Origin of the sequence: Urbifossiella limnaea, assembly GCF_007747215.1 — a bacterium.
Lineage (GTDB): Bacteria > Planctomycetota > Planctomycetia > Gemmatales > Gemmataceae > Urbifossiella > Urbifossiella limnaea.
In genome coordinates, this window is record NZ_CP036273.1 from 5,256,472 (window position 1) to 5,278,729 (window position 22,258).

Here is a 22,258-nt window from a genome sequence, read left to right on the forward strand (position 1 = left end):
TCGCCCGAACCGCGGACATCCCGACATGCCCCCCCACGACCCGCTCCTCGCCGCCACCCGCCGCCACTTCTTCCGCGACTGCGGGGTCGGCGTCGGCGCCATGGCGCTGTCCGCTCTGCTGAACCGCGACGCCGCCGCGCAGCCGCGCCGCGACCCGCTCGCGCCGAAGCCGCCGCACTACCCCGCGAAGGCGAAGGCGGTCATCTTCCTGTTCATGGCCGGGGCGCCTAGCCAGCTCGAACTGTTCGAGCCGAAGCCCGAGCTGAACCGCCTCAGCGGCCAGGTCGTGCCCCAGTCGTTCACGCAGGGGAAGCGGTTCGCGTTCATCAAGGGCGACGCCAAGCTCCTCGGCACCCGCCGCCGCTTCGTCAAGGCCGGGCAGTGCGGCATGGACATCAGCGAACTCTTCCCCCGCCACCGCGAGATCGCGGACGAGCTGTGCTGGATTCGCAGCATGAAGACGGACGTGTTCAACCACGGCCCGGCGAAGTGCTTCGTGAACACCGGCAGCCCGCAGTTCGGCCGGCCGAGCATGGGCTCGTGGCTCACGTACGGACTCGGCAGCGAGTCGGACTCGCTCCCCGGCTTCGTGGTGCTCCAGTCCGGCCCGCGCGGGCCGCGCGGCGGGGCGGCGCTGTACTCGTCCGGGTTCCTGCCGAGCGTCCACCAGGGGGTGCCGTTCCTCCGCGGCCCGAGCCCCATCCTCGACCTCACCCCGCCGCCCGGGTTCAACAACCAGCGTCAGGGGGAGTTCACCGACGCCGTCCGCGACCTGAACCGCCTCCGCCGCGACGCCACCGCCGACCCCGAGATCGACACCCGCATCGCCGCCTACGAGATGGCCTACCGGATGCAGACGGCCGCCCCCGAGCTGATGGACCTGTCGAAGGAGACGCGGCAGACGCTCGACGCCTACGGGGCGCAGGCCGGCCGCCCGAGCTTCGCCGCGAACTGCCTGCTGGCCCGCCGGCTGGTCGAGCGCGGGGTGCGGTTCATCCAGCTGTACCACACCGACTGGGACCACCACGGCGGCAGCCTCGACCTGACGCGCCCGCTGGACAACATCTGCCGCGAGGTGGACGGCCCGTGTGCGGCGCTGATCAAAGACCTGAAGCAGCGCGGGATGCTCGACGACACGCTGGTCGTGTGGGGCGGCGAGTTCGGCCGCACGCCGATGGGCGAGACGCGCGAGACGATCGGCCGCGACCACCACATCGACGCCTACACGATGTGGCTGGCCGGCGGCGGCATGAAGCGCGGCTTCCTGTACGGCCGGTCGGACGAGATCGGCTACAACGTGGTCGAGAACGAGGTCCACGTCCACGACCTACAGGCGACGATCCTGCACCAGATGGGGCTGGACCACACGAAGCTGACGTACCGCTTCCAGGGCCGCGACTACCGCCTGACCGACGTGCATGGCCACGTCGTGCGCGACCTGCTGGCATAGGCCGCATCGGAGATTGGCCGCAAAAACGCACAAAAAGCACAAAAATGAAGAACGAAGCGACCGAATGAACTGATCCTGCCTTGTTTCTATTTTGTGTCTTTTGTGCCTTTTTGCGGCCAATCTGTCTTCTGCTCGGAATTCTCCCCATGCTCCGCGTGCAGGTCACCCGCCGCGACTTCCTCCACGCCGGCTCCCTCGCCGCCGCTTGCGGCGTTGCAGGGGTGGCTCGTGCGACGCCGCAAGCGGCGCCGCCGGCCAAGTCCGTCCTCCTCCTCGACCTGTTCGGCGGCCCGAGCCACATCGACACGTTCGACCCCAAGCCGAACGCCCCCGCCGAGGTCCGCGGCGAGTTCGGCACCATCCCCACCGCCCTCCCCGGCTTCCGCGTTTGCGAGCACCTGCCCGAACTCGCCCGCCGCCTGGACCGTTTCGCCACCATCCGCACGGTTAGCCACCGGTACAACTCGCACAACCCGTATGGGGTGATGACAGGCTACGACGGCGGGCAGGACCAGACCGACTACTTCGCCCGGCCGACGAACCACCCCAGCGTGCCGACCGTGTGCCGCTACCTCGGCCTCGGCCGCGGCACCGACCTGCCGGGGTACGTCATGCTGCCGGCGGCCCCCGGCTACACCCAGGGGCTCCGCCGCGCCGGCCCCTACGGTGGCTACCTCGGCACCGCCTTCGACCCCGTCTTCGCCACCGCCGACGAGCACAAGCGCGACGACCTCGGCGACGACAAGGACTTCTACAGCCACACCACCATCCCGCGCGGCGAGCCGCGCCTGCCGCGGCTCGACGGCAACCTCTCGCTCGACGCGCTGAACACCCGCCGCACCCTCGCCCAGCAGATCGACAACGCCGCCGCGGCCCTCGACGCCCGCGGCCACGCCGCCCGCCGCGACGCCGCGTTCGACCTGCTCGTGTCGCCGAAGGCCCGCGCCGCGTTCGACCTGTCCCGCGAGCCGACGCGCGTCCGGGACCGCTACGGCGCCGGCCTGTTCGGCCAGAGTGTGCTGCTGGCGCGGCGGCTGATCGAAGCCGGAGTGACGTTCGTGACCGTGCACACGGAGGCGAAGCCGAACGGCCACTGGGACACGCACAACAACAACTTCAAGATGCTGCGCCACGTCCTGCTGCCGTTCCTCGACCACGCCTTCTCGGCCCTGCTCGACGACCTCGACGACCGCGGGTTGCTCGACAGCACACTCGTGGTGGTGACCGGCGACATGGGGCGGACGCCCAAGGTGAACGGCGCCGCCGGCCGCGACCACTGGCCGCAGTGCGGGTTCGGCCTGTTCGCGGGCGGGGGCACGAAGCCGGGCGTCGTCCACGGCACGACGGACAAGATCGCCGCGTACCCGACCGACCACCCGGTGTCGGCCGGCGACCTGGTGGCGACGGTGTACAAGCTCGTCGGTGTAGACCCCGAGGCGATGGTGCCCGACCACACCAACCGCCCCACGCACATCAGCCACGGCGGCCGGCCGGTGACGGCGGTGATGCTCTAACGGGCCACGACCCCGCGGATCACGTCCATCACCTGCGCGACGTAGCTCTCGGTCGAATGCCGCCGGCGGGCGACGTTCCACCCCGCCTCGCCGTGCTGCCACGCCAACTCCGGGGCAGCCGCGTAACGAGCCATGCACTCGGCCAGTTCGTCGGCCCCGCCGCGGTAGAGAGCACCGGTGCGGCCGGCGTCGATGAGTTCGCTCGTGCCGCCGGCGTCGTAGCCGATCACCGGCCGGCAGGCCGACATCGCCTCCGCCGTCACGCGGCCCATCGCCTCGCTGCGGGAGCACATCAGCGCCACGTCGGCCGCCAGGAACGCCCGCTCCGGGTCGGGAATGTAGCCCCAGAATTCGACCCGGTCCGCGACGCCCAACTCCGCCACCAGGGTACGGCACTGCTCGTAGTACGCCTGGTCACCCGTCTGCCCGGAGCCGCCGACGAGGAGGAGCCGCGTTCCGGGCACGCGCGCGACCGCCCGGATCGCCACGTCCTGCCCCTTGCTCTCGCGGAAGCGGCCGACCAGCACGAACGTGAACGGCTGGCTTCGCCCGCGGACCGCCTCGGCGGCGCGGCGGCGCTCGTCGAACTGCTCCTCGCGGGCCACGCCGTTGTAGATGACGTGCGAGTTCGCAGGTGTCACCCGCCCCAGGAACGCCCGTCGTAGGGCGTGCGACACGAAGATCGTGGCGTCCGCGGTGCGGAACCCGAGCCGCGACAGCCGCACCCCGAGGTCGGGCTTCAAGTCGTAGTCGCGGCGGCCGAACTCGCGCAGGTGCCACAGGTGGGGCAGTTCCAGCTCCGCGGCCGCGAGCGCCCCTGCGGCGAACACCGACGAGTTCGAGTACACCAGCCCGCACCCCCAGGTCCGCACCTGCCGCGCGATCGCCCGCACCCGCCGGAGGTTGCGCACGATCCGCGTCGCAGCGCCGAGCACCGTGCGGGCCGGCGACACCCACCACTCGAACGGCACGACCGCGGCCGGGACGGCTCGCTCGGCCAGCACGCCGAGCAGGTCGCCCCCCTCGGGGCAGACGACGTGCGGGCGAACGCCGGCGCGCACGAGCCCGTCGAGCAGGTTCAGCATCGACAGGTTGGCGCCGTACAGCTCGGTGTAGTGCGTCAGGAATGCGACCCGCAGGCCGGCGAGCGGGGCGTTATCGTCTGGCACGAGCATATCCCTTCCCGGGCGATACCTGCGGTCCGGTTTACGCCGTCGCTCGACGCTCGTCCGCGGGTGAACCGTTGATCGCGGCCCCCGTCCGGGTTACCCTGGTGTCAAACCCGCCGCGGCCCGCCGCCCCCTCCCCTTCCGGACGCCCGCCCATGCTCACCATCGGCGACACCACCCGCCACGGCCGCCGCGACTTCCTCCGCGTCGGCGGGCTGGCCGGCGGCGTGCTCTCCCTGCCAGGCCTCGTCCGCGGCGGCGCCCCGCTGTCGGCCGCGAACCGCCCCGTCACCGACAAGTCGGTCATCTTCCTGTTCCTCCACGGCGGCCCGAGCCAGATCGAAACCTTCGACCCCAAGATGACCGCCCCCGAGGAAATCCGCTCGGCCACCGGCGAGGTGCAGACCGCGATCCCGGGCGTCACGTTCGGCGCGTCGTTCCCGGAGCTGGCCCGCCGGGCCGACCGGTTCACGGTGGTGCGGTCGTTCGCCACCGGCGACGGCAACCACGACATCAAGCCGGTGGTCGGCAAGGACTCGTTCGGGGCGAACCTCGGCTCCGCCTACGCGGCCGTCGCGGGCGGCGTCAACCCCGAGACGTCGCTGCCGTCAAACGTGCTGCTGTTCCCGCGGGCGGTCGATCCCGAGGCCGGTCCGGGGCAGGCGAACTTCGGCCGGTTCGCCAGCAACGGCCCGTTCGGCGCCGGGGCGGTGCCGTTCCAGCCCGAGGGCGACACGGGCCTCCGCGCCGACATGCGGATCAACCTGCCGCTGAGCCGCGTCAACGACCGCCGCTCGCTGCTGACCGCGTTCGACGCCGCCCGCGTGGCCGGCGACGAGGCCGGCGGCCTCGACAGCACCCGCGAGCGCGCCTTCACGGTGCTGACGAGCGGCATCGGCGACGCCTTCGACCTGTCGAAGGAGGACGCCCGCACGGTGGCCCGCTACGACACGGCGACGCGGGTGAACGTGGCGGCGATCGACAAGAAGTGGAACAACCACAAGCACTACGCGGACAACGCCCGCACCCTGGGGAAGCTGCTGCTGCTGGCCCGCCGGCTGTGCGAGCGCGGGGCGGGGTTCGTGACGGTGACGACGAACTTCGTGTGGGACATGCACGCGGACGTGAACAACGCGACGATGAAGGAGGGGATGAGCTACATGGCCCCGCCGCTGGACCACGCGGTGAGCGCGTTCCTGGACGACGTGCGGGCGCGCGGCCTGGAGGACAAGATTCTCCTGGTGGCGTGCGGCGAGATGGGGCGGACGCCGAAGATCAACCGCAACGGCGGCCGCGACCACTGGGGCGGCCTGGCCCCGCTGCTGCTGGCGGGCGGCGGGCTGCGGATGGGTCAGGTGATCGGCCAGTCGGCCCGCGACGCCGGCACCCCGGCGACGACCCCGATCCGCATCCCGCACCTGCTGGGCACGGTGATGCACACGCTGTTCGACGTGGGCCGCCTGCGCGTGGCCCGTGGCGTCGGCCGCGAGGTGCTCCAGCTCGCCGACCACGAGCCGATCCCGGGCCTGCACGGATAGAATCATCAACCGGTGCCGTGCAGAGCCGAACCGAGCCGACCATGAACTACATCGACCCGCACATCCACATGGTCTCGCGGACCACGGACGACTACCAGCGGATGGCCTACGCCGGGTGCGCCGCGATCTCCGAGCCCGCGTTCTGGGCCGGGTTCGACCGCGGCACCGCGGCCGGGTTCCACGACTACTTCCGCCAGCTGACCCAGTACGAGCCGAAGCGCGCGGCCCAGTTCCACATCCGGCACTACTCCTGGCTGTGCATCAACGCCAAGGAGGCCGAGAACGTGTCGCTGTCGCGCGAGGTCATCGCCCTCATCCCCGAGTTCCTCAAGGAGCCGACCGTCCTCGGCATCGGCGAGATCGGCCTCAACAAGAACACCCGCAACGAGGCCACCGTCTTCCAGGAGCACCTCGACCTCGCCGCGAAGACCGACGAACTCGTCCTCATCCACACCCCGCACCTGGAGGACAAGCTGAAAGGCACGCGGATGATCGTGGACATGCTCAAGGGCGACTCGCGGGTGAAGCCGCACCGCGTCTGCGTCGATCACGTCGAGGAGCACACCGTCCGGCTGGCGCTCGACAACGGGTTCTGGTGCGGGATGACGCTCTACCCGACCACGAAGTGCACCCCCGCCCGCGCCTGCGACATCATCGAGATGGTCGGCACCGACCGCATCATGGCGAACTCGGCCGGCGACTGGGGGAAGTCCGACCCGCTGGCCGTGCCCGAATTGATCCAGGAGATGCGCCGCCGCGGGCACCCCGAGGCGGCGGTCCGCAAGGTGGTGTACGAGAACCCGCTCAACTTCTGGCGGCAGGCCAACAACTGGGTCGAGTGGGCCGACGCGCCCGCCGCGGGCGCGAAGGCCGGCTACTGACCGGCTACCACGACAACCCGCCCGCGGCGCGGACGGCGGAGTACGCCGCGCGCCGCCGCCAGGCGGCGATGCCCTCGACTTCCATCAGGTGGTAAAACAGGTCGTCCGCCTCGCGCCGGGTGAACGTCCGGTACGGGTCCACTTGCACCTGCGCGAGTTGCCCCTTGTAGCGGTACAGCAAGTCGTGGAACAGCGGGGCGACGACCGACAACTCGTTCGGGGCGATCAGCCACCACAGCGGCCGCGGGATCGACGCCAGGTCGAACGAGAACCCCTCCAGCGCGGTCAGCGTCGTCCCCTCGTAGACGTAGGAGTAGTTGGCCAACAGCCGCCACGAGCGGCGGCTCGCGTCGTAGGTGATCGGCACCGGCGCGACGGCCGCCGCCGTCGTGTTAGCCGCCACGAACCCGAACATCCCCGCCGCGGCGTCGGGCGCTGCCGGCAGCGGCGGCGGGACGTACTCGACCAGTTCCAGCAGGCTCGGCCCCGCGGTCTCGGCGGGGGCGAACGACGCGGCGATGTCGGGCGCCCCGCCCCCGAACAGAGCGGCCGGCGAGCGCGCGACAAGCTGGACGGCCTGGACGCGGGAAGCGGCGGGCGAGCGGCGGGCGCGGGCCATAGTCGGGGTCCGGTGGTGGGAGGGAATTGCGACACGCCGATACTACCGTCCGCCCGCCGCGGCAGCAAATAGTTCCGACCACGATTTCCGTCCCGCGGTGCGGCATGGACGCCGCTCCGGTTTACCCGGTAAAGTAACCGCGGTTAGCACGGCACAAGCCCGCGGAGGCCGCAATGTCTCGGTTCGACCTGTCCCGCCTCGAAGCCGCCCAGAAGGTGCCGGGCAAGCCCCGCCACAAGACCCGCGAGGTGCGGGTCGGTAGCCGCGTCTTCGGCGGGTCGAACCCGATCTGGGTACAGTCGATGACCACCACCGACACGTTCGACGTGGACGGCACGGTGAAGCAGATCCACGCCCTCGAAGAAGCCGGCTGCGAGTTGGTCCGCGTGACAGTGCCGAAGCCGGAGGACGCCGGGGCGCTGTCGCGCATCCGCGAGCGGGTCGGCATCCCGCTCATCTGCGACATCCACTTCGACTACAAGATGGCCCTCGCGGCGCTCGACCACCCGGTGGACAAGATTCGCATCAACCCCGGCAACATCGGCAGCCACGAGCGGTTCCGGCAGGTGATCCGCAAGGCGAAGGACCGCGGCCTCCCCATGCGCATCGGCGTCAACGCCGGCAGCCTGGAGCGGGAGCTGATCGACAAGTACGGCTTCCCCTGCCCGCCGGCGATCGTCGAGAGCGCGCTGCGGTACATCGAGATGGCCGAGAGCGAGGGGTACCACGACATCGTGGTGTCGCTGAAGTCGTCGGACGTGCTCGTGGCGGTGGAGGCGTACCGGCTCTACGCCGGGCTCGCCGACTACCCGACGCACATCGGCATCACCGAGGCCGGGAAGCCGCCCTACGCGGTGACCAAGAGCGCCGCCGGGCTCGCCCCCATCCTGCTCGACGGCATCGGCGACACGATTCGCATCTCGCTGCTCGGTGACCCGGTGCCCGAGATCGCGGCGGCGTTCGACATCCTTCAAGCGACGCAGCGCCGCGTCCGCCGCCCGGAGTTGATCGCGTGCCCGACATGCGGCCGGCTGGCGATCGACCTGGAGAAGATCATTGCCGAGCTGGAGGTAAAGCTGGCCGGTAAGAAGCTGCCGGTGAAGATCAGCGTGCTGGGGTGCGTGGTGAACGGCCCCGGCGAGGCGAAGGAGGCGGACATCGGCATCGCTGCGGGGAACGGCCAGGGGATGATCTTCCGCAACGGTGAGATGGTGCGGCGGGTGCCGGAGGCGGAAATCGTGGACGGCCTGATGGAGGAGTTGGCCCGCTGGGAGGTTGAGAACGCCGACAAGATCGCCGCGGCGAGCCCGTCGCGGCCGGGCGAGGCCGAGGGGCTGGGCCGCCGCCGGCTGCCAGTGGTGGCGGGTTGAGCCGCTACGGGAGTCGTTGCCGCCATTGATGACGGGCACTGCGACCGTGTGTCACCGAAATGATTATGACCTCGGACGCGGTTGCCTCGTAGACGACGAGAAAGTCGTAGCGGTGGGGGACAACGACCCGGACTTCCCGGCCGCGGGGGCAGCCGGCCACCTTCGGGTACGCGAGCGGCATCGCCAAGACACGCGAGACCGCAGCGTGGACCTCGTCGATCAACTCGCCGCCGAGGCCGGCCTGACGGGCCTCGTACCAGGCAGCCGCGTCGTCCAGGTCCGCACGGGCGACATCCAAAAATCGGTACGTCATGGCTGCGGCCCGCGGGCGTACCGGGCGCGCAGTTCGCGCATCACCTGCTCCCCGTCGAGCAGTACCGCGGTCCCGTCGGCGATCGACTGGAGTCGGCGGTCGAGCTCGGCCCGGAACGCCGGGTCGTCGGGGAGCTGGCTCTCGGCCGGACCGAGGGTCGCGTCCAGTTGGTCGGCGAGCCACCGCCGGTCGTCCTCGGTCAGAGTCAGCGCCTGTTGCAACAACGCGGTTGCGGCATCGCTCATCGGTCGCCTCCGTCACAGGGTCGGGCCGATCGACCACGGGGCGAACTCCTCCTCGCCGACGCCGTGGAGCTCGCTCTTGGTCTTCTCCCCGCTCGCCGTCGCCAGGATCGCCTCGAAAATCTCGCGGCCCACGTCCTCGACCGGCGTCCCGGTCAGGATTGGGCCGGCGTTGATGTCCATGTCCGACTCCATCTTCTCGTACAGCGGCGTGTTCGTGGCGATCTTCAGGCACGGCGTCGGCTTGCACCCGTACACGCTGCCGCGGCCGGTCGTGAACACGCACACGTTCGCCCCGCCGGCCACGATGCCGGTCATGCTCACCGGGTCGTAGCCGGGCGTGTCCATCACCACGAACCCCTTCGCCGTCACCGGCTCGGCGTACCGCACCACGTCCACCATCGCCGTGCTGCCAGCCTTGGCGATCGCGCCCAGGCTCTTCTCGTAGATCGTCGTCAGCCCGCCCTCCTTGTTCCCCGGGCTCGGGTTGTTGTTGATCTCCGCCCCGAACACGCCCGTGTACCACTCCCACCACTTGATCCGCTCCACCAGCTTCTCGCCGACTTCCTTGCTGACGGCCCGCCGAGTCAGGACGTGCTCGGCGCCGTAAATCTCGGTCGTCTCGCCGAGGATGGTGGTGCCGCCCTGCTGCACGATCAGGTCGGACGCGACGCCGAGCGCCGGGTTCGCCGTCACGCCGCTGTTGCCGTCGGAGCCGCCGCAGTTCGTGCCCAGAATGAGGTGCTTGGCCGGCAGTTCCACCCGCTTGACGTCGTTCATCCGCGGCAGCAGTTCGGCCAGCGCCTTCACGCCGGCGTCGACCGTTTTGCCGATGCCGCCGGCCTCCTGGATGGTGATGACCGTCGGCGGCTGCTTCGACCCGCCGATCTGGATCAGGCCTTCCGCCTCGACCAGGTGCGAGGCCTGCACGATCTCGCAGCCGAGGCCGACGATGATGAACCCGGCGATGTTCGGGTGCTTGGCGAACCCGGCCAGCGTGCGTTCCAACTGGCGGTGGTCCGGCCCCTCGTACTGCATCGCGCACCCGCCGCGGTGGACGATCGGCACCACGCCGTCCACGTTCGGGTAGTCGCGGAGGATGCCACTCGTCCGCACCTTCTCGGCGATGTACTTGCTGGCGCTCGCCGAGCAGTTCACCGTGCTGATGATGGCGACGTAGTTCCGCGTGCCGTACCGCTGGTGGTCGGGCCGGCTGCTGCCGCGGTCGTAGCCCAGGAACGTGCGGTACTCGGCCGGCGGCGGCAGCGGCGCCGGGAGGTCGGCGCAGAAGGCGTAGTCGCGCTCGAAGCTGCCGAGCTTCACGTTCTGGACGTGGACGTGTTCGCCGACGGCGATGTTCCGCCCCGCGAAGCCGATGACCTGGCCGTACTTGTTCACCGCCTCGCCGTCCGGGATCGGCCGGACGGCGAACTTGTGCCCCATCTTCACCGGCGCGGACACGGTGACGGTCGTGCCGTCGAGCCGCAGCGCGGTGCCCCCGGGGATGGGCTTGCGGGCGACGGCGACGTTGTCCCCCGGGCGAAGGTGGACGGCGAACTCGGACAGAGGCACGGAGGACATCGCGGCGGGTTCCTGCGGGAGGGGGAATCCGTTCACTCTACCGGATGGCGGCGCGGCCGGGAACCCGGGCCGGTCGGGGGGGTTGTGCCGGGCGGGCGGGCGGCCGCGTCGGGTTTCAGCCGAGGCAGTCGCCCGGAAGCGCGGCGGGGGTGCCGTACCCCGGTAAACTCACGGAAGCAAGCGGGAGACGTGTCCGTTGCCGGGTCTTCCCCTATCCTGACGGCCAACCACCTCGCCCGCCGGACCCCGGGGGCGCACCGCGGAAAGGTCGGCGATGGAAAAAGGGCTCTGCTACGGGGCGCTCGGCGTCGCCGCACTGATGCTCGTGGTCTTCCTGCTCGACCTCGTCGCGGGGTTCCCGTTCGGCGGCAGCCCCTTCATGCTCCTCGACATCCTCGGCATCATCTCGGCCGGGATCATCGGCTACCTGGCATTTAACGCCAGCCAGGATTTGAAGTGACGCGGCCCACCCGTTGCCACGGGCGGGCGATCAGGGATGGTGTTCGGTCCCTTCTTCACGCACCAGCCGGATCAGCGCGTCGATTAACCCGTCAATGGTGAACGTCGTGGCCTCCGCGGCCACGGGGTAGCCCAGCCGCCGGACGGCGCCGCCGGTCTCGGGGCTGATCGCCACCAGTTTCACCTCGCCGCGCTCGACCCGGCCGCGGATCGTGTCGTCGAATCCGGCCAGCAGGTTCTCCGCGATGCGCGAACTCGGCAGCGTCACGTAGCGGATCTCGCCGCGGCGGAGGGCGTCGAGCACGCCGGGGTCGGGTGCCGCGGTGTCGGTCTGGTCGTAGGTCGTCACCTGCCCCACGACGGACGCCACCTTCGCCAACTCGACGCGGATCACGTCGCGGCCGCGGTTCGCCCGTGCCAGCAGCACCCGATGCCCGGCGACGTGCGGAGCCAGAGCCGCGGCCAGCCCCTCGGACGAGAACGTCTCGGCCGGCACCACGTCGGCGCGGAGGCGGTACTCGCGGAGGGCGTCGGCCGTCTTGGGGCCGATGGCGGCGAACTTCACGCGGCCCACGTCGCGCAGGTCGCGCCCAAGCTCGTCCAGGCGGCGGACCACGGCGTGAACGCCGTTCGCGCTCGTGAACACGAGCCAGTCCCAGCCGCCGTCGCGCACTTCCGCCAACGCCCGGTCGAGCGGCGCGGGATCGGCGGGCGGGCGGATTTCGACCGTCGGCATCTGGGACACGACGGCCCCGAGGTGTTCGAGCCGCCGCACCATTCCCGCGGCCTGGTGCGCCGGTCGGGTCACCAGCACGCGCCGGCCGAACAGCGGCCGCGACTCCCACCACGCCGCCGCCGGGCGGTGCGCCACCGGGTCGCCGACGACGATGAGCCCGGGGGCTTCGAGGCCGGCGTTGCGGCGGGCGGGTTCCAGGTCGGCGAGGCGGGCGTACACCGCACGCTGCTCGCCGGTGCTGGCCCGCTCCACGATCGCGGCCGGCGTGTCGGGGTTCTTCCCGTGCTTCAACAGTTCCGCGACGATAACGGGCAGCCGGGCCACGCCCATGTAGATGCACAGCGTGCCGGGGAACGCCGCGAGGGCCTTCCAGTCGAGGCGGTTGCCGGGCTTGTTCGGCAGTTCGTGGCCCGTGACGAGCGCCACGGCGCTGGCGTAGTTGCGGTGCGTGAGCGGGATCTCGAGGAACGCCCCGGCGGCGAGCGCGGCGGTGACGCCGGGGACGATCTCGTAGCCGACGCCGGCCGTCCGCAGCGCCTCGGCTTCTTCACCGCCGCGGCCGAAGACGAGCGGGTCGCCGCCCTTGAGCCGCACCACGGTCTTGCCGGCGCGGGCGTACCGGATGAGCATCTCGTGGATGTGCGGGTACTTGTCGGGGTGCGTCCCCGGCAGGTCGCGGACGCACACCTTTTCCGCGGCCGGGTTCGCCACGTCGAGTAGCCGGAGGGGAACGAGCTGGTCGTGCAGCACCAGGTCGGCGCGGGCCAGCACCTCCGCCGCGCGGACGGTCAGCAACCCCGGGTTGCCGGGGCCGGCGCCCACCAGGAAGACGGTGGGCTCGGCAGGATCAGGTTGCAGCGGGGGACTCATAGCTCACTTGCGTCGCGGAATGACCACTTACCAATGACCCGCCAACGACCAAGGAAAACCTGGTGCTCCGTCCTTGGTCATCGGCAAGTGGTCATTCCCGCGCGGCGGGTCAGACGGCGATCTCCTCGGCCGCCGGCTCGTCGGCGGCGGCCGGGTCGAACCCCGGGAAGTAGTAGCAGAACACGATGCCCGCCAGGTACAGGCCGAACATCGGCACGAACAGGTAGCCCATCGTCACCAGGTCCGGCGTCGGCGTGATGAGGGCCGCGAACAGCGCCAGTACGAAGCACGCCCCGCGCCACTTCCGCAGGTAGTCGGCGGCGCTGAACAGGCCGATGCGGTTCAGGAAGATCATCACCAGCGGCGTCTGGAACGACAGCCCGAACACCAGCGGCAGGATCAGCGCCAGGCCGAGCCACTCGTTCAGCCGGATGTCCGGGTCGATGTTCAGCCACTCGTTGAACTTCAACAACGCCTTCACCGCCCCGGGCAGCACCACGAACTGGCACAGGAGCACGCCGGCGACGAACAGGAACAGGCTCGGCAGGAAGATGATCCGGATGTACCGCTTCTCGTGCGGGTACATCCCGGCCCCGACGAACGCCCAGAACTGGTACAAGAGCCACGGGCTCGCCAGCACGATGCCGCAGACGATCGACACCTTGAAGTACACCACCAGCGACTCCTGCGCGCTCAGGGTGGTGAGATACCCCTTGGCCCCGACCAGCGCGTCGCCCTGGTTGCTGAACGAGCTGATGTACCCGGGGTACACCTTGAGGGTGGTGATGATCTCCTTCGGCGCCCCCTCCTTCGGCGCGCCGAACACCGGCACGAACGCCTCCACCGGGATCATCACCGGCATCTCCTGCGGGGCGCCGAGCAGGACGCGCCGCTCGTCGTCGGTGAGGACGGTCAGCGAGTTGTCGTTGTCCCGCAGCTTCTGCCGCACCCCCTCGACCTCGTCCTCCGCGGACGTCTGCTTGTCCTTCAGCTTCTCCTCTTGGGCCTTCAGCGTGCGGCGGTAGTAGAAGTCGCGGACCTGCGTCTCGACCGGGTCGGTGATGATCTCGAACATCGGCTTGCCGACGCCGATCTTGGGGTTGCCGACGGCGCTGCCGATGCCGTCGAGGACGAAGCCGACGCACATCAGGACGACGAGCCCGACCAGGGCGCGGATCATCCGCATCCGCAGCTCTTCGAGGTGCTCCCCGAAGGTCATCCGGGTGTCGTCGAAGATGTCGTCCGGGTATTCGTGGCTGCGCTGGCTTTTCCGGGAAAGCATCGGTATACCCCCCGCGCGGGTGGATGCGGGACGAATCCCAACCACGAGGCGAAGGTGCTCGACCGGTTGGCAGGAACGGACTCGGCGGAAGGTCGGGAGTATCCTATCGACCCGACCCCCGCGACTCAAGTTCCGGGGCGACCGCGGGCCGCCCCGGACACCCGGGGCGGGTAGAATTGTGCCGGACGGACCCACCTACCGGGAGGCCGGGCGATGACGCGGCTTGTGCTGCTCGGGCTGATTCTGGCGGTCGTCGGCTGCACCCGCTACGAGGGGCCGCTGGAGGTGTACCAGAAGAACCGCGCCGGCGACCGGGCCGACCGGCCCGGGTACACCATCGAGGAGCAGAAGGCCCGCGCCCGCGAGCGGCTCACCACCTTCGAAGACAACCCCGAGCGCTACCCGTCGGCCGGCGTCGACCGACCCGGCGGCGTGGGGCGGTAACCTACAACCCCTCCAACTCCGTCAGCTTCCGCTCGGCCGCCCGGATCGCGTTCGGCTGCTTCTCGTGCGCCACGGCCAGCGCTCGCCGGGCGGCCGCGAGGGCTTCCGGCCGGTTCCCCGCGGCCGCCAGCGCGTCGGCCAGCGACACCAGCACGTCGGCGCTGTCGTAGCGCGTCAGGCGCGCCGCCCGGCGGGCGGCGTCGAGCGCCGCCGGTGCGTTGCCGAGTTGCCGGCGGGCGTGGGAGAGCCCCTGCCAGGCGCCCGAGTGCCGGGGGTTGGCGGCCGTCGCCCGGGCGAACCGGTCGGCGGCCCCGGCCCCGTCCCCCAGATCGAGCAGCGCCAGCCCCCAGCGGTACAGCACGTCCGCCGACCGCGGCGTCAGCCGGTCCGTCTTCTCGAAGTAGCTCGCCGCGTCCTTCGGGTTGCCGCTCAGGTACGCCATCCAGCCGAGCATGTTGTACCCGTAGGGGTCGTCCGGGTCGGACCCGGCGACCGCCTCCAGGTGGCCGACCGCGGCCTTGCGGTCGCCGAGGGTGGCGAGGAGCGTGCCGAGCTTCCCCTGGGCGGACGCCCAGTTCGGCTTCACCTTGAGCAGTTGTTCGATTCGGGCGACGGCCTCGCGGGTGCGTCCCGCGGCCTGGTCGCGCTCCGCCGCGTAGAACCCGTCGTCCAGCGAAACCTTCCGCTCGACCGCCGCCTTCACGCGGGCCGTGGCCTGCGGCGACGGGTCGAACCGGGCCGCCTCGCGGGCCGAGCCAATCGCCTGAAAGAAGCGGTACTCCTTCGCGTCCCGCTCTGATTCCGAGGCGTAGTGGCGGGCCAACTGCGCCGCCAGCTCCGCGGCCCGGGCCTTGTCCGCCGCGTCGGGCCGGGCGCGGTAGTGCTCCCACAGCACCTCCTCCCGCGCCATCGGGTGGACGGCGATGCGGTGGTCGGTCGGGCGGACCGGGAAGACGTACTGCTCGGCCGCGGTGTGAAAGTTGACCGCCACCCGGGTGTACCGCGGCATGTGGCAGCCGACGCAGTCGGCCCGCACCGCCTCGGGGAGTTTGGGCTGTTCGCGGCAGTTCGCCGGGGTGTGGCAGGTCGCACACGCCGCGCGTACGGCGGCCGGCTCGGACGGCTTGTGCGGGTTGTGGCAGGTCACGCAGGTGAGCGTGTCCGACTTCGTGTAGCACTTGCTCTGCCGCATGTAGCCGGCCTGACCGGCGACGTGGTCGTTCTCCCGCCCGGTCGCGGCGAGCGTGTAGAAGTGGTCGTCCACCTTGTCCCCGGGGCGGAACGCGAACGGCTTTCCCTTCGCCCGCATGGCGTTGCTGTGGCACTGCCCGCACACGTCGGTGAGGCGCTCGCGCGGCAGCCGGCCGGGGTGGACGGTGGCGTGCCCGTCGCCGCCGCGGGCGGGGTTGGCCCGGTGGTAGGCGGTGTGGTCCCGGCCGGGGCCGTGGCAGTTCTCGCAGGTGACCCCGAGCGCTGAATCGGACCGCCGGAACTCGTTGGCCGTACCCGGGACGTGCGCGAGCCAGGTGTTGTGGCACTCGACGCACCGCGTGGTGGTGGTGCGGGTGAAGTCGCTGGGGTGGTTCGGGTCGAAGCGCTGCTCGCCCCACTCGCCGGTCGGGTGGAGCCAGCCGAGGGGCAACTCGAACAGCCGGTCGCCCTTCCAGGTGAAGTACACCTCGTCCGCCCCGCCGGCGGAGCCGTACACGAGGTCGATGCGGCCGGCGTGGCGGGTCGCCCCGCGGCTCACGGTCTGGGTGTACTCTCCGCCCCGCTGCGACACCTCGATGCGGGCGCCGGGGGGGGCATAAGGCGTGTACGCGGCCGGGAACGCCGACGCCGGCATCGGCCCCCGTTCGGCCGGCCAGCAGGCGCGGAAGTGGCGCGTCTTCTCGAACCCCTCGACGCGGGCGGCGTGGCACTCCCGGCACGCCTGCGGGCCGACGTACCCGGGATTGGTCTCGGCGGGCGGGGGGCCGTCCTCCGGTTCCTGGAAGAGCGTCGCGAGCTCCGGCGGGGCCGGCGGCGGGACCGGGCGGGGCCACTTCCACCAGCCGACGGCCGCGGCCGCCACGAGCAGCCCGACCCCGAGCCAGCGGAGGTTCGTGCGCCGGTGCGGGTCTGCGGTCATCGCGGCGACTCGTGACGGGGGAACCGTCAGGGTATCACACGCGGGGCACCGGAAGTAGCCGGCGCGAATACTCCGGGGCGGGCGGCGAATCCCCACCAGTAGCGGGTAATTCGGTTGCCGCGCCGCCGCCGGCCGGGCGACAATACCCCGCGACCCACCACCCGCACCGATGAGGCCGTCATGGGGCTCTGGGAGAAGATCACCGGCGAGTTCATCGACATCATCGAGTGGACCGAGCCGAGCCAGAACGAGGTGCTGTCGTACCGCTTCACCCGGTACAAGAACGAGATCAAGAACGGGGCCAAGCTCATCGTCCGCGAGGGGCAGGCGGCGGCGTTCGTGAAGGAGGGCCAGCTCGCCGACGTGAAGGGGCCGGGCACGTACACCCTCGACACCAAGAACATGCCGATCCTGTCCACCATCCTGGGGTGGAAGTACGGGTTCGAGTCGCCGTTCAAGGCCGAGGTGTACTTCATCAGCACCCGCCAGTGGACCGACCAGAAGTGGGGCACGTCGAACCCGGTCATGGTCCGCGACCCCGAGTTCGGCCCCGTCCGCCTGCGGGCGTTCGGCAGCTACGCGTTCAAGGTCACCGACCCGGCCACGTTCCTGCGGGAGCTCGTCGCCACCGACCCGTCGTTCGAGGCGTACGAGGTCACGGCCCAGTTCCGCAACGCCATCGTGTCGCGGTTCGTGGACGTGCTCGGGTCGAGCCGCATCCCGATGCTCGACCTGGCCGGCAACTACGAAAAGGTGAGCAAGCTGGCGCTGGAGAAGATCAGCCCCGAGCTGGCGAAGATGGGCATCTCGCTGACGCAGTTCTTCGTGGAAAACGTGTCGCTGCCGCCGGAGGTGGAGGCGGCGCTGGACAAGCGGAGCCAGATGGGCATCCTCGGCAACCTGGACCAGTACGCGAAGTTTCAGTCGGCCGAGGCCATCCGCGACGCGGCGAACAACCCCGGGGGCGTGGCCGGGCTCGGCGCCGGCATCGGGGCCGGGGTGGCGATCGGCGGCCAGATGGGGAGCGTCCTCGCCGGCGCGGCCGGGGCGCCGGGGGTCGTGACGCCGGGGAACACGCAACCCTACGGGGCCCCGCCGCCGCTGCCCACGGGGGCGCAGTACTTCGCCGCGATCGGCGGCGCCCAGGCCGGGCCGTTCGACACGGCCGGCCTTCAGGCGCAGCTGGCGGCCGGCAAGCTGACGCGGACGACGCTGGTGTGGAAGCAAGGGATGAGCGGCTGGACCGCGGCCGCGGACGTGGCCGAGTTGGCGCCGCTGTTCGCGCACCTGCCGCCGCCGTTGCCGACGTAGGCGAACCGGCGGCGGCAGCCGCCGGGCGGGCACGGCTCTCACCTTGACTCAACCACCCGGCGGCGCCAGCCGCCGGCTCGCCTATGTCTACCCCCACCCAAGGCAAACTGTTCCCCTGCTCGCAGTGCGGGGCGAAGGTCGCGTTCGACCCGGCCACACGGTCGCTCAAGTGCCCCTACTGCGGCCACACCACCGCCGTCCCCGACCCGGCCGACGACGCCGCGGCCGCGGTCGTCGAGCGCGACTTCGACGCCTACCTGGGGCGCGCGGAGGGCGGCGACGGCGGCGTCATCGCCGGCCACACGTCGCAGACGCGCTGCACTGGCTGCGGGGCCACCGTGCTGCTCGAAGACAAGGTGGTGACGAAGGAGTGCCCGTTCTGCGGCACGCACCTGGAGAACAAGCCCGAGCGCGCGACCGGGATGATCCCACCGGAATCGCTGGTGCCGTTCGCGGTCGACCTGCGCGGCGCCCGCGAGGCGTTCACGGGCTGGCTCGGCAACCTTTGGTTCGCCCCGAGCGAGTTGAAGACCGTCGCCAACCTCGGCCAGCTCTCCGGCGTCTACGTGCCGTACTGGACCTACGACGCGATGACGTACACGGCCTACCGCGGCGAGCGTGGCGACAACTACCAGGACACCGAGACGTACACCGACCGCGACGCCCAGGGGAACACCGTCACGAAAACGCGGACGGTCACCCGCGTCCGCTGGTGGCCGGCGTCGGGGCGGGTCGAGCACTTCTTCGACGACGTGCTCGTGTGCGGCTCGAAGAGCGTGCCGCCGCACCTGATCGCGTCACTGGAGCCGTGGGATTTGGAGAACCTGGAGCCGTTCCGCCCGGAGTTCCTCGGCGGGTTCAACACCGAGCGCTACGCCGTCGGGCTGCGCGAGGGATACGCCGAGGCCAAGCAACTGATGGCGCCGACGATCGACACGCTCGTCCGCCGCGACATCGGCGGCGACCACCAGCGCGTGGCCTGGAAGCGGACCGACTACGCGGCGGTGACGTTCAAGCACCTGCTGCTGCCGGTGTGGGTGGCTCACTACCGCTACCACGAGACGCTGTACCAGATTCTGGTGAACGGGCGGACCGGGCAGGTGTCCGGCGATCGGCCGTGGAGCGCCTGGAAGATTCTCGGGGTGGTACTGGCGGTTCTACTCCTCGTGGGCGTGATCGCGCTGGTGATGGCGGTGTCGTCCGGGAAGGCACGGGGGGCGGAGCCGCGCGTCGCCGCCGCGACCGTCGCCAGGTCACAACCGGTTGCGGCGTCACGGCTTGGCCCGATCGCCGAAGCCGCAGCTGGATCGAACCAACTTTTTTATGAGTCGGTGACATGTTTCCGGGGATCGACCCCCCTCGGCCGGAAACAATGATTTCGGCTCGACGGTCGGCGCCGTCCGGTCGGGTCAGTTACCGGCCGAGTCGAGTTGGTCGAGCATGTGGCCGAGTTTCTCGCGCTTGGTCTGCAAGTAGCTGCGGTTGTGCTCGCCGGGCGGAATCTGGATCGGCACCCGGTCCGTGATCCGCAGCCCATACCCGTCCAGGCCGATCACCTTCGCGGGGTTGTTCGTCAGCAGCCGGATGTCGCGCACGCCCAGGTCGTGGAGGATTTGCGCCCCGATGCCGTAGTGCCGCAGGTCCGACGGGAAGCCGAGCCGGCGGTTCGCCTCGACCGTGTCCAGCTTCTCCTCGGTCTGCAGCTTGTACGCCCGCAGTTTGTTCAGCAGCCCGATCCCGCGGCCCTCCTGGCGGACGTACACGATCACGCCCTTGCCCGCCTCCGCGACCTTCCGCATGGCGAGCTGCAACTGCGGCCCGCAGTCGCACTTCATCGAGTGGAGCGCGTCGCCGGTCAGGCACTCGCTGTGCATCCGCACCAGCACCGGCTCCGCCTGCTCCGCCACCACCCCCGGTGCGGATTCGACGCCGACGCCGCCGAGTGTCAGCGCCAGGTGCGGCTCCTGGTCCACGACCGACGTGTACGCGAAGAGGTCGAACTCGCCGAACTCCGTCGGCAACTTCAGGGCGATTTCGCGCTTGACGAGCTTCTCGCGGCGGCGGCGGTACTCGATCAGGTCGGCGATGGTGCACATCTTCAGCTGGTGTCGGTCGCAGAACGCCCGCAGGTCCGGCAGGCGGGCCATCGACCCGTCCTCGTTCAGAATCTCGCAGATGAACGCCACCTCGCGCAGCCCCGCCAGCCGGCACAGATCGACGCTCCCCTCGGTATGGCCCGCGCGGACCAGGACGCCACCCTGGCGGGCGATGAGGCCGTCCATGTGCCCCTTGTCGCGCACCAGGTCACTCGGACCGCTCGCGGGGTCGGCGCACACCTGGATCGTGCGGCAGCGGTCGAACGCGGAGATGCCGGTGGTGACGCCGTCGCGGGCGTCGAAGTTGTGCGTGAACGGCGTGGCGGTGGGGTCGAGGTGGACGCCCGGGAGCAGGTCGAGGCCGAGGCGGGTGGCGTTGGCCGAGGACATGGCGACGCACGGCCGGCCGGCCTGGCGGACGATGAAGTTCACCGCCGCCGGCGTGACGTGCTCGGCGGCCATGACGAGGTCGCCCTCGTTCTCCCGCTGCTCGTCATCGACCAGGACGATCATCCGCCCCGCCGTCAGCTCGGCAAGGGCGTCGTCGATGGGGCAGAACCCGGCGGCAGTGCGGTGCGACATGCCAGGATTATAGCCCGCCGGCCGTCACATCCCCATGCCACCGGGGCCGCCACCGCCGGGCGGGCCTTCAGACTCACGCGTCTGGACCGGTCGCATGTCGCTCTCGACGCGCACGACCCGCCACCGTAGCCCCTGCCGCGGGCCGCTCCCAGCCGGCGGCGAGATCGTGCCGGATTCGGGGTTCGCCGACGCCCGCAGCTGCTTCAGGTCGGCCAGAAGGGCCGGGTCGGTACACTCCACCACGACCCGCCCGCGGGCCGCCAGGTCGGCTTTTTTCGACTCCACCGGCAGCTCCACCGGCACCCGCACCTCGACGGCCGAGTCGGTGAACGTCATCAGCTCGTGGACGTCGGGCGTGTTGCGGAGGCGCTCCCCCGCGGGCACGATGCCGCCGGCATTCCACACGTTGAAGAACTGCCGGGACTGGTCGGCGCCCGGCGACTTGTTGCCGGGGAGGCGGAACAGCTTGGCAGCGGTCACGCTGAAGACGTGATCCGGCATCTGCCAGCCGAGCCCGGCCGGCACGCCGACGCCCGCCAACCGGGTCGCACCACCGTCGGGGCTGAGCAACCGCAAATCCGGATCGCCGGCCAACCCCGCGTGGACGTAGGCGGCGTAGGGGCGGAAAACCCGGTCGCGGCCGTCGGCCATGAACTGCTGGACGACGCTGCGACCCTGCAGTTGTAGGTCGCGGACGAGCCAGCCGTAGGACGTCAGCTGCGGGTCGTCGCGCTGGAAGCCGTTCTGCGACGGCACCACCTGCCACTGCCGGCCGAGGCTCCCCTCGCTGCCGGCGACGGCGTCCACGGCCTTCAGCGGGAACTGCATCGGGAACTTCCCCTCGGGGCAGACGAGGGTGCCGGTGGCGACGCAGGCAACGCCGCCCGCCTGGATCGACCAGTCGCGGAGGCCGCCGGGCACGTAGGTACACGCCTTCGGGTTCCGCAGCGCGGTGCGGACCAGGTCGCACTGCGAGAACGCAACCCAGTCAACCTTGTACCGGGCTTCCAGCGCGGTGGCGTTGTCGGGGCCCATGCTCGCCCGCTCGGCCGGGTCGCGGGTGCGGTAGAACGCCGGCGTCAGCTTCTCGTCGAGCACCTGCCCGACCCACTTGCCGACCTCGGACTCGGCCTCCGCCCGCACCGCCACCTCGATGGCAAACAGGTACGTGAAGTACACGAGCCCGACGACCACGGCCCCCCACCACGCGGCGTTGATGAGGTCGAACCCGAACAGCTCGCCCGTGCGGGTGCCTTCCGAGTTGCGGACGATCCGCCGGGCGGCAAACGCCAGCACGACGGCCACGACCGGCAGGAAGAGCATCTGTGGCGCGATGAGCGGCGACTTCGACTTCCACGAGGTGACCGCAAGTACGGCCAGGACGCCGACAAAGATCACGGTGACGACGAACGCGGCGACGGCCATCCACGAGACCGGAACGTACCCGACGGGGTCGGCGGTGGAGCCGAGCGGCGGGCCGGGGTCGCGGGCGGTCGGGGGCGTGTCGGCCATTACGGCACTCCGGCGGGGACACCCGTTCTACGGCCGTTGGGGGCACGGGGTTCGGGCCCACGACCAATTCGCGCTGACCCACCTACGGCCAAGAAACCCCAGTGGTTCTGCCTTGGGCACTGGTGGGTCAGCGGGAATTCGTCAGTTCCGCGCCGCGC

Annotated in this window: 19 protein-coding genes; 9 read left to right on the forward strand and 10 right to left on the reverse strand. The window is 70.7% G+C overall.

What is annotated here, in order from left to right; all coding sequences use genetic code 11:
- Positions 1-25: 25 nt before the first annotated feature.
- Complete coding sequence (locus tag ETAA1_RS21395) at positions 26-1,450, forward strand: DUF1501 domain-containing protein (protein ID WP_145242085.1); 1,425 nt, start codon at positions 26-28, stop codon at positions 1,448-1,450.
- Positions 1,451-1,596: 146 nt separating this feature from the next.
- Positions 1,597-2,964, forward strand: coding sequence for a DUF1501 domain-containing protein (locus tag ETAA1_RS21400; protein ID WP_145242086.1), 1,368 nt, complete (start codon positions 1,597-1,599; stop codon positions 2,962-2,964).
- Here the strand turns inward: ETAA1_RS21400 and ETAA1_RS21405 are convergent.
- Positions 2,961-4,139: a glycosyltransferase family 4 protein gene (locus tag ETAA1_RS21405; protein ID WP_145242088.1), complete on the reverse strand. Its 1,179-nt coding sequence runs from the start codon at positions 4,137-4,139 to the stop codon at positions 2,961-2,963. The genes ETAA1_RS21400 and ETAA1_RS21405 overlap by 4 nt on opposite strands.
- Positions 4,140-4,288: 149 nt before the next feature.
- Here ETAA1_RS21405 and ETAA1_RS21410 point away from each other — a divergent pair, with 149 nt between their 5' ends.
- Both ETAA1_RS21410 and ETAA1_RS21415 read left to right on the forward strand, forming a co-directional pair.
- Positions 4,289-5,671 (forward strand): DUF1501 domain-containing protein, encoded by a 1,383-nt coding sequence (locus tag ETAA1_RS21410; RefSeq protein WP_145242090.1) that lies wholly within the window; start codon positions 4,289-4,291, stop codon positions 5,669-5,671.
- Positions 5,672-5,712: 41 nt separating this feature from the next.
- Entirely contained in the window at positions 5,713-6,552 is an 840-nt protein-coding gene (locus ETAA1_RS21415; RefSeq protein WP_145242092.1) for a TatD family hydrolase, read from the forward strand.
- A 4-nt stretch (positions 6,553-6,556) separates the two neighbouring features.
- On the opposite strand, the gene ETAA1_RS21420 is transcribed toward ETAA1_RS21415, so the two are convergent.
- Positions 6,557-7,171, reverse strand: coding sequence for a DUF1353 domain-containing protein (locus tag ETAA1_RS21420; RefSeq protein WP_145242094.1), 615 nt, complete (start codon positions 7,169-7,171; stop codon positions 6,557-6,559).
- A gap of 173 nt (positions 7,172-7,344) precedes the next feature.
- Between ETAA1_RS21420 and ispG the strand changes: the two genes are divergently transcribed.
- Positions 7,345-8,541 carry a flavodoxin-dependent (E)-4-hydroxy-3-methylbut-2-enyl-diphosphate synthase gene (gene ispG / locus ETAA1_RS21425; RefSeq protein WP_145242096.1) on the forward strand — a complete coding sequence of 399 codons (1,197 nt, stop codon included), beginning with the start codon at positions 7,345-7,347 and terminating at the stop codon, positions 8,539-8,541.
- A gap of 4 nt (positions 8,542-8,545) precedes the next feature.
- On the opposite strand, the gene ETAA1_RS21430 is transcribed toward ispG, so the two are convergent.
- The 3 genes from ETAA1_RS21430 to ETAA1_RS21440 are packed head-to-tail and all read right to left on the reverse strand — an operon-like array spanning position 8,546 to position 10,677.
- Positions 8,546-8,854 carry a type II toxin-antitoxin system RelE/ParE family toxin gene (locus ETAA1_RS21430; RefSeq protein ID WP_145242098.1) on the reverse strand — a complete coding sequence of 103 codons (309 nt, stop codon included), beginning with the start codon at positions 8,852-8,854 and terminating at the stop codon, positions 8,546-8,548.
- Positions 8,851-9,099 carry an addiction module protein gene (locus ETAA1_RS21435; RefSeq protein WP_145242100.1) on the reverse strand — a complete coding sequence of 83 codons (249 nt, stop codon included), beginning with the start codon at positions 9,097-9,099 and terminating at the stop codon, positions 8,851-8,853. The genes ETAA1_RS21430 and ETAA1_RS21435 overlap by 4 nt, the downstream gene beginning before the upstream one ends.
- 12 nt (positions 9,100-9,111) lie before the next feature.
- On the reverse strand, positions 9,112-10,677 hold the full coding sequence (locus ETAA1_RS21440) for a UxaA family hydrolase (protein ID WP_145242102.1): 1,566 nt from the start codon (positions 10,675-10,677) through the stop codon (positions 9,112-9,114).
- A gap of 274 nt (positions 10,678-10,951) precedes the next feature.
- On the opposite strand from ETAA1_RS21440, the gene ETAA1_RS21445 reads away from it, so the two are divergent.
- Positions 10,952-11,137, forward strand: a complete 186-nt coding sequence (locus tag ETAA1_RS21445; protein WP_145242104.1) for a hypothetical protein — start codon at positions 10,952-10,954, stop codon at positions 11,135-11,137.
- Between the two features lie 30 nt (positions 11,138-11,167).
- On the opposite strand, the gene cobA is transcribed toward ETAA1_RS21445, so the two are convergent.
- Together cobA and tatC are read right to left on the reverse strand one after the other, a co-directional pair.
- Entirely contained in the window at positions 11,168-12,742 is a 1,575-nt protein-coding gene (gene cobA, locus ETAA1_RS21450; protein ID WP_145242106.1) for a uroporphyrinogen-III C-methyltransferase, read from the reverse strand.
- A gap of 109 nt (positions 12,743-12,851) precedes the next feature.
- Complete coding sequence (gene tatC / locus ETAA1_RS21455) at positions 12,852-14,024, reverse strand: twin-arginine translocase subunit TatC (protein WP_145242108.1); 1,173 nt, start codon at positions 14,022-14,024, stop codon at positions 12,852-12,854.
- 213 nt (positions 14,025-14,237) lie between these two features.
- On the opposite strand from tatC, the gene ETAA1_RS21460 reads away from it, so the two are divergent.
- On the forward strand, positions 14,238-14,468 hold the full coding sequence (locus ETAA1_RS21460) for a hypothetical protein (RefSeq protein ID WP_145242110.1): 231 nt from the start codon (positions 14,238-14,240) through the stop codon (positions 14,466-14,468).
- A 1-nt stretch (position 14,469) separates the two neighbouring features.
- Here the strand turns inward: ETAA1_RS21460 and ETAA1_RS21465 are convergent, their stop codons facing one another.
- Positions 14,470-16,599, reverse strand: coding sequence for a cytochrome c3 family protein (locus ETAA1_RS21465; RefSeq protein ID WP_145242112.1), 2,130 nt, complete (start codon positions 16,597-16,599; stop codon positions 14,470-14,472).
- 180 nt (positions 16,600-16,779) lie between these two features.
- Between ETAA1_RS21465 and ETAA1_RS21470 the strand changes: the two genes are divergently transcribed.
- Together ETAA1_RS21470 and ETAA1_RS21475 are read left to right on the forward strand one after the other, a co-directional pair.
- Positions 16,780-17,910, forward strand: coding sequence for an SPFH domain-containing protein (locus ETAA1_RS21470; RefSeq protein ID WP_145242114.1), 1,131 nt, complete (start codon positions 16,780-16,782; stop codon positions 17,908-17,910).
- Between the two features lie 83 nt (positions 17,911-17,993).
- The gene (locus tag ETAA1_RS21475) at positions 17,994-19,286 is read left to right on the forward strand and encodes a hypothetical protein (protein WP_145242115.1); all 1,293 of its coding nucleotides are present in this window, start codon (positions 17,994-17,996) and stop codon (positions 19,284-19,286) included.
- 33 nt (positions 19,287-19,319) lie between these two features.
- On the opposite strand, the gene ribA is transcribed toward ETAA1_RS21475, so the two are convergent.
- Positions 19,320-20,588 (reverse strand): GTP cyclohydrolase II, encoded by a 1,269-nt coding sequence (ribA, locus tag ETAA1_RS21480; protein WP_145242117.1) that lies wholly within the window; start codon positions 20,586-20,588, stop codon positions 19,320-19,322.
- Between the two features lie 24 nt (positions 20,589-20,612).
- Complete coding sequence (locus ETAA1_RS21485; protein ID WP_145242119.1) at positions 20,613-22,100, reverse strand: hypothetical protein; 1,488 nt, start codon at positions 22,098-22,100, stop codon at positions 20,613-20,615.
- Between the last annotated feature and the right edge of the window lie 158 nt (positions 22,101-22,258).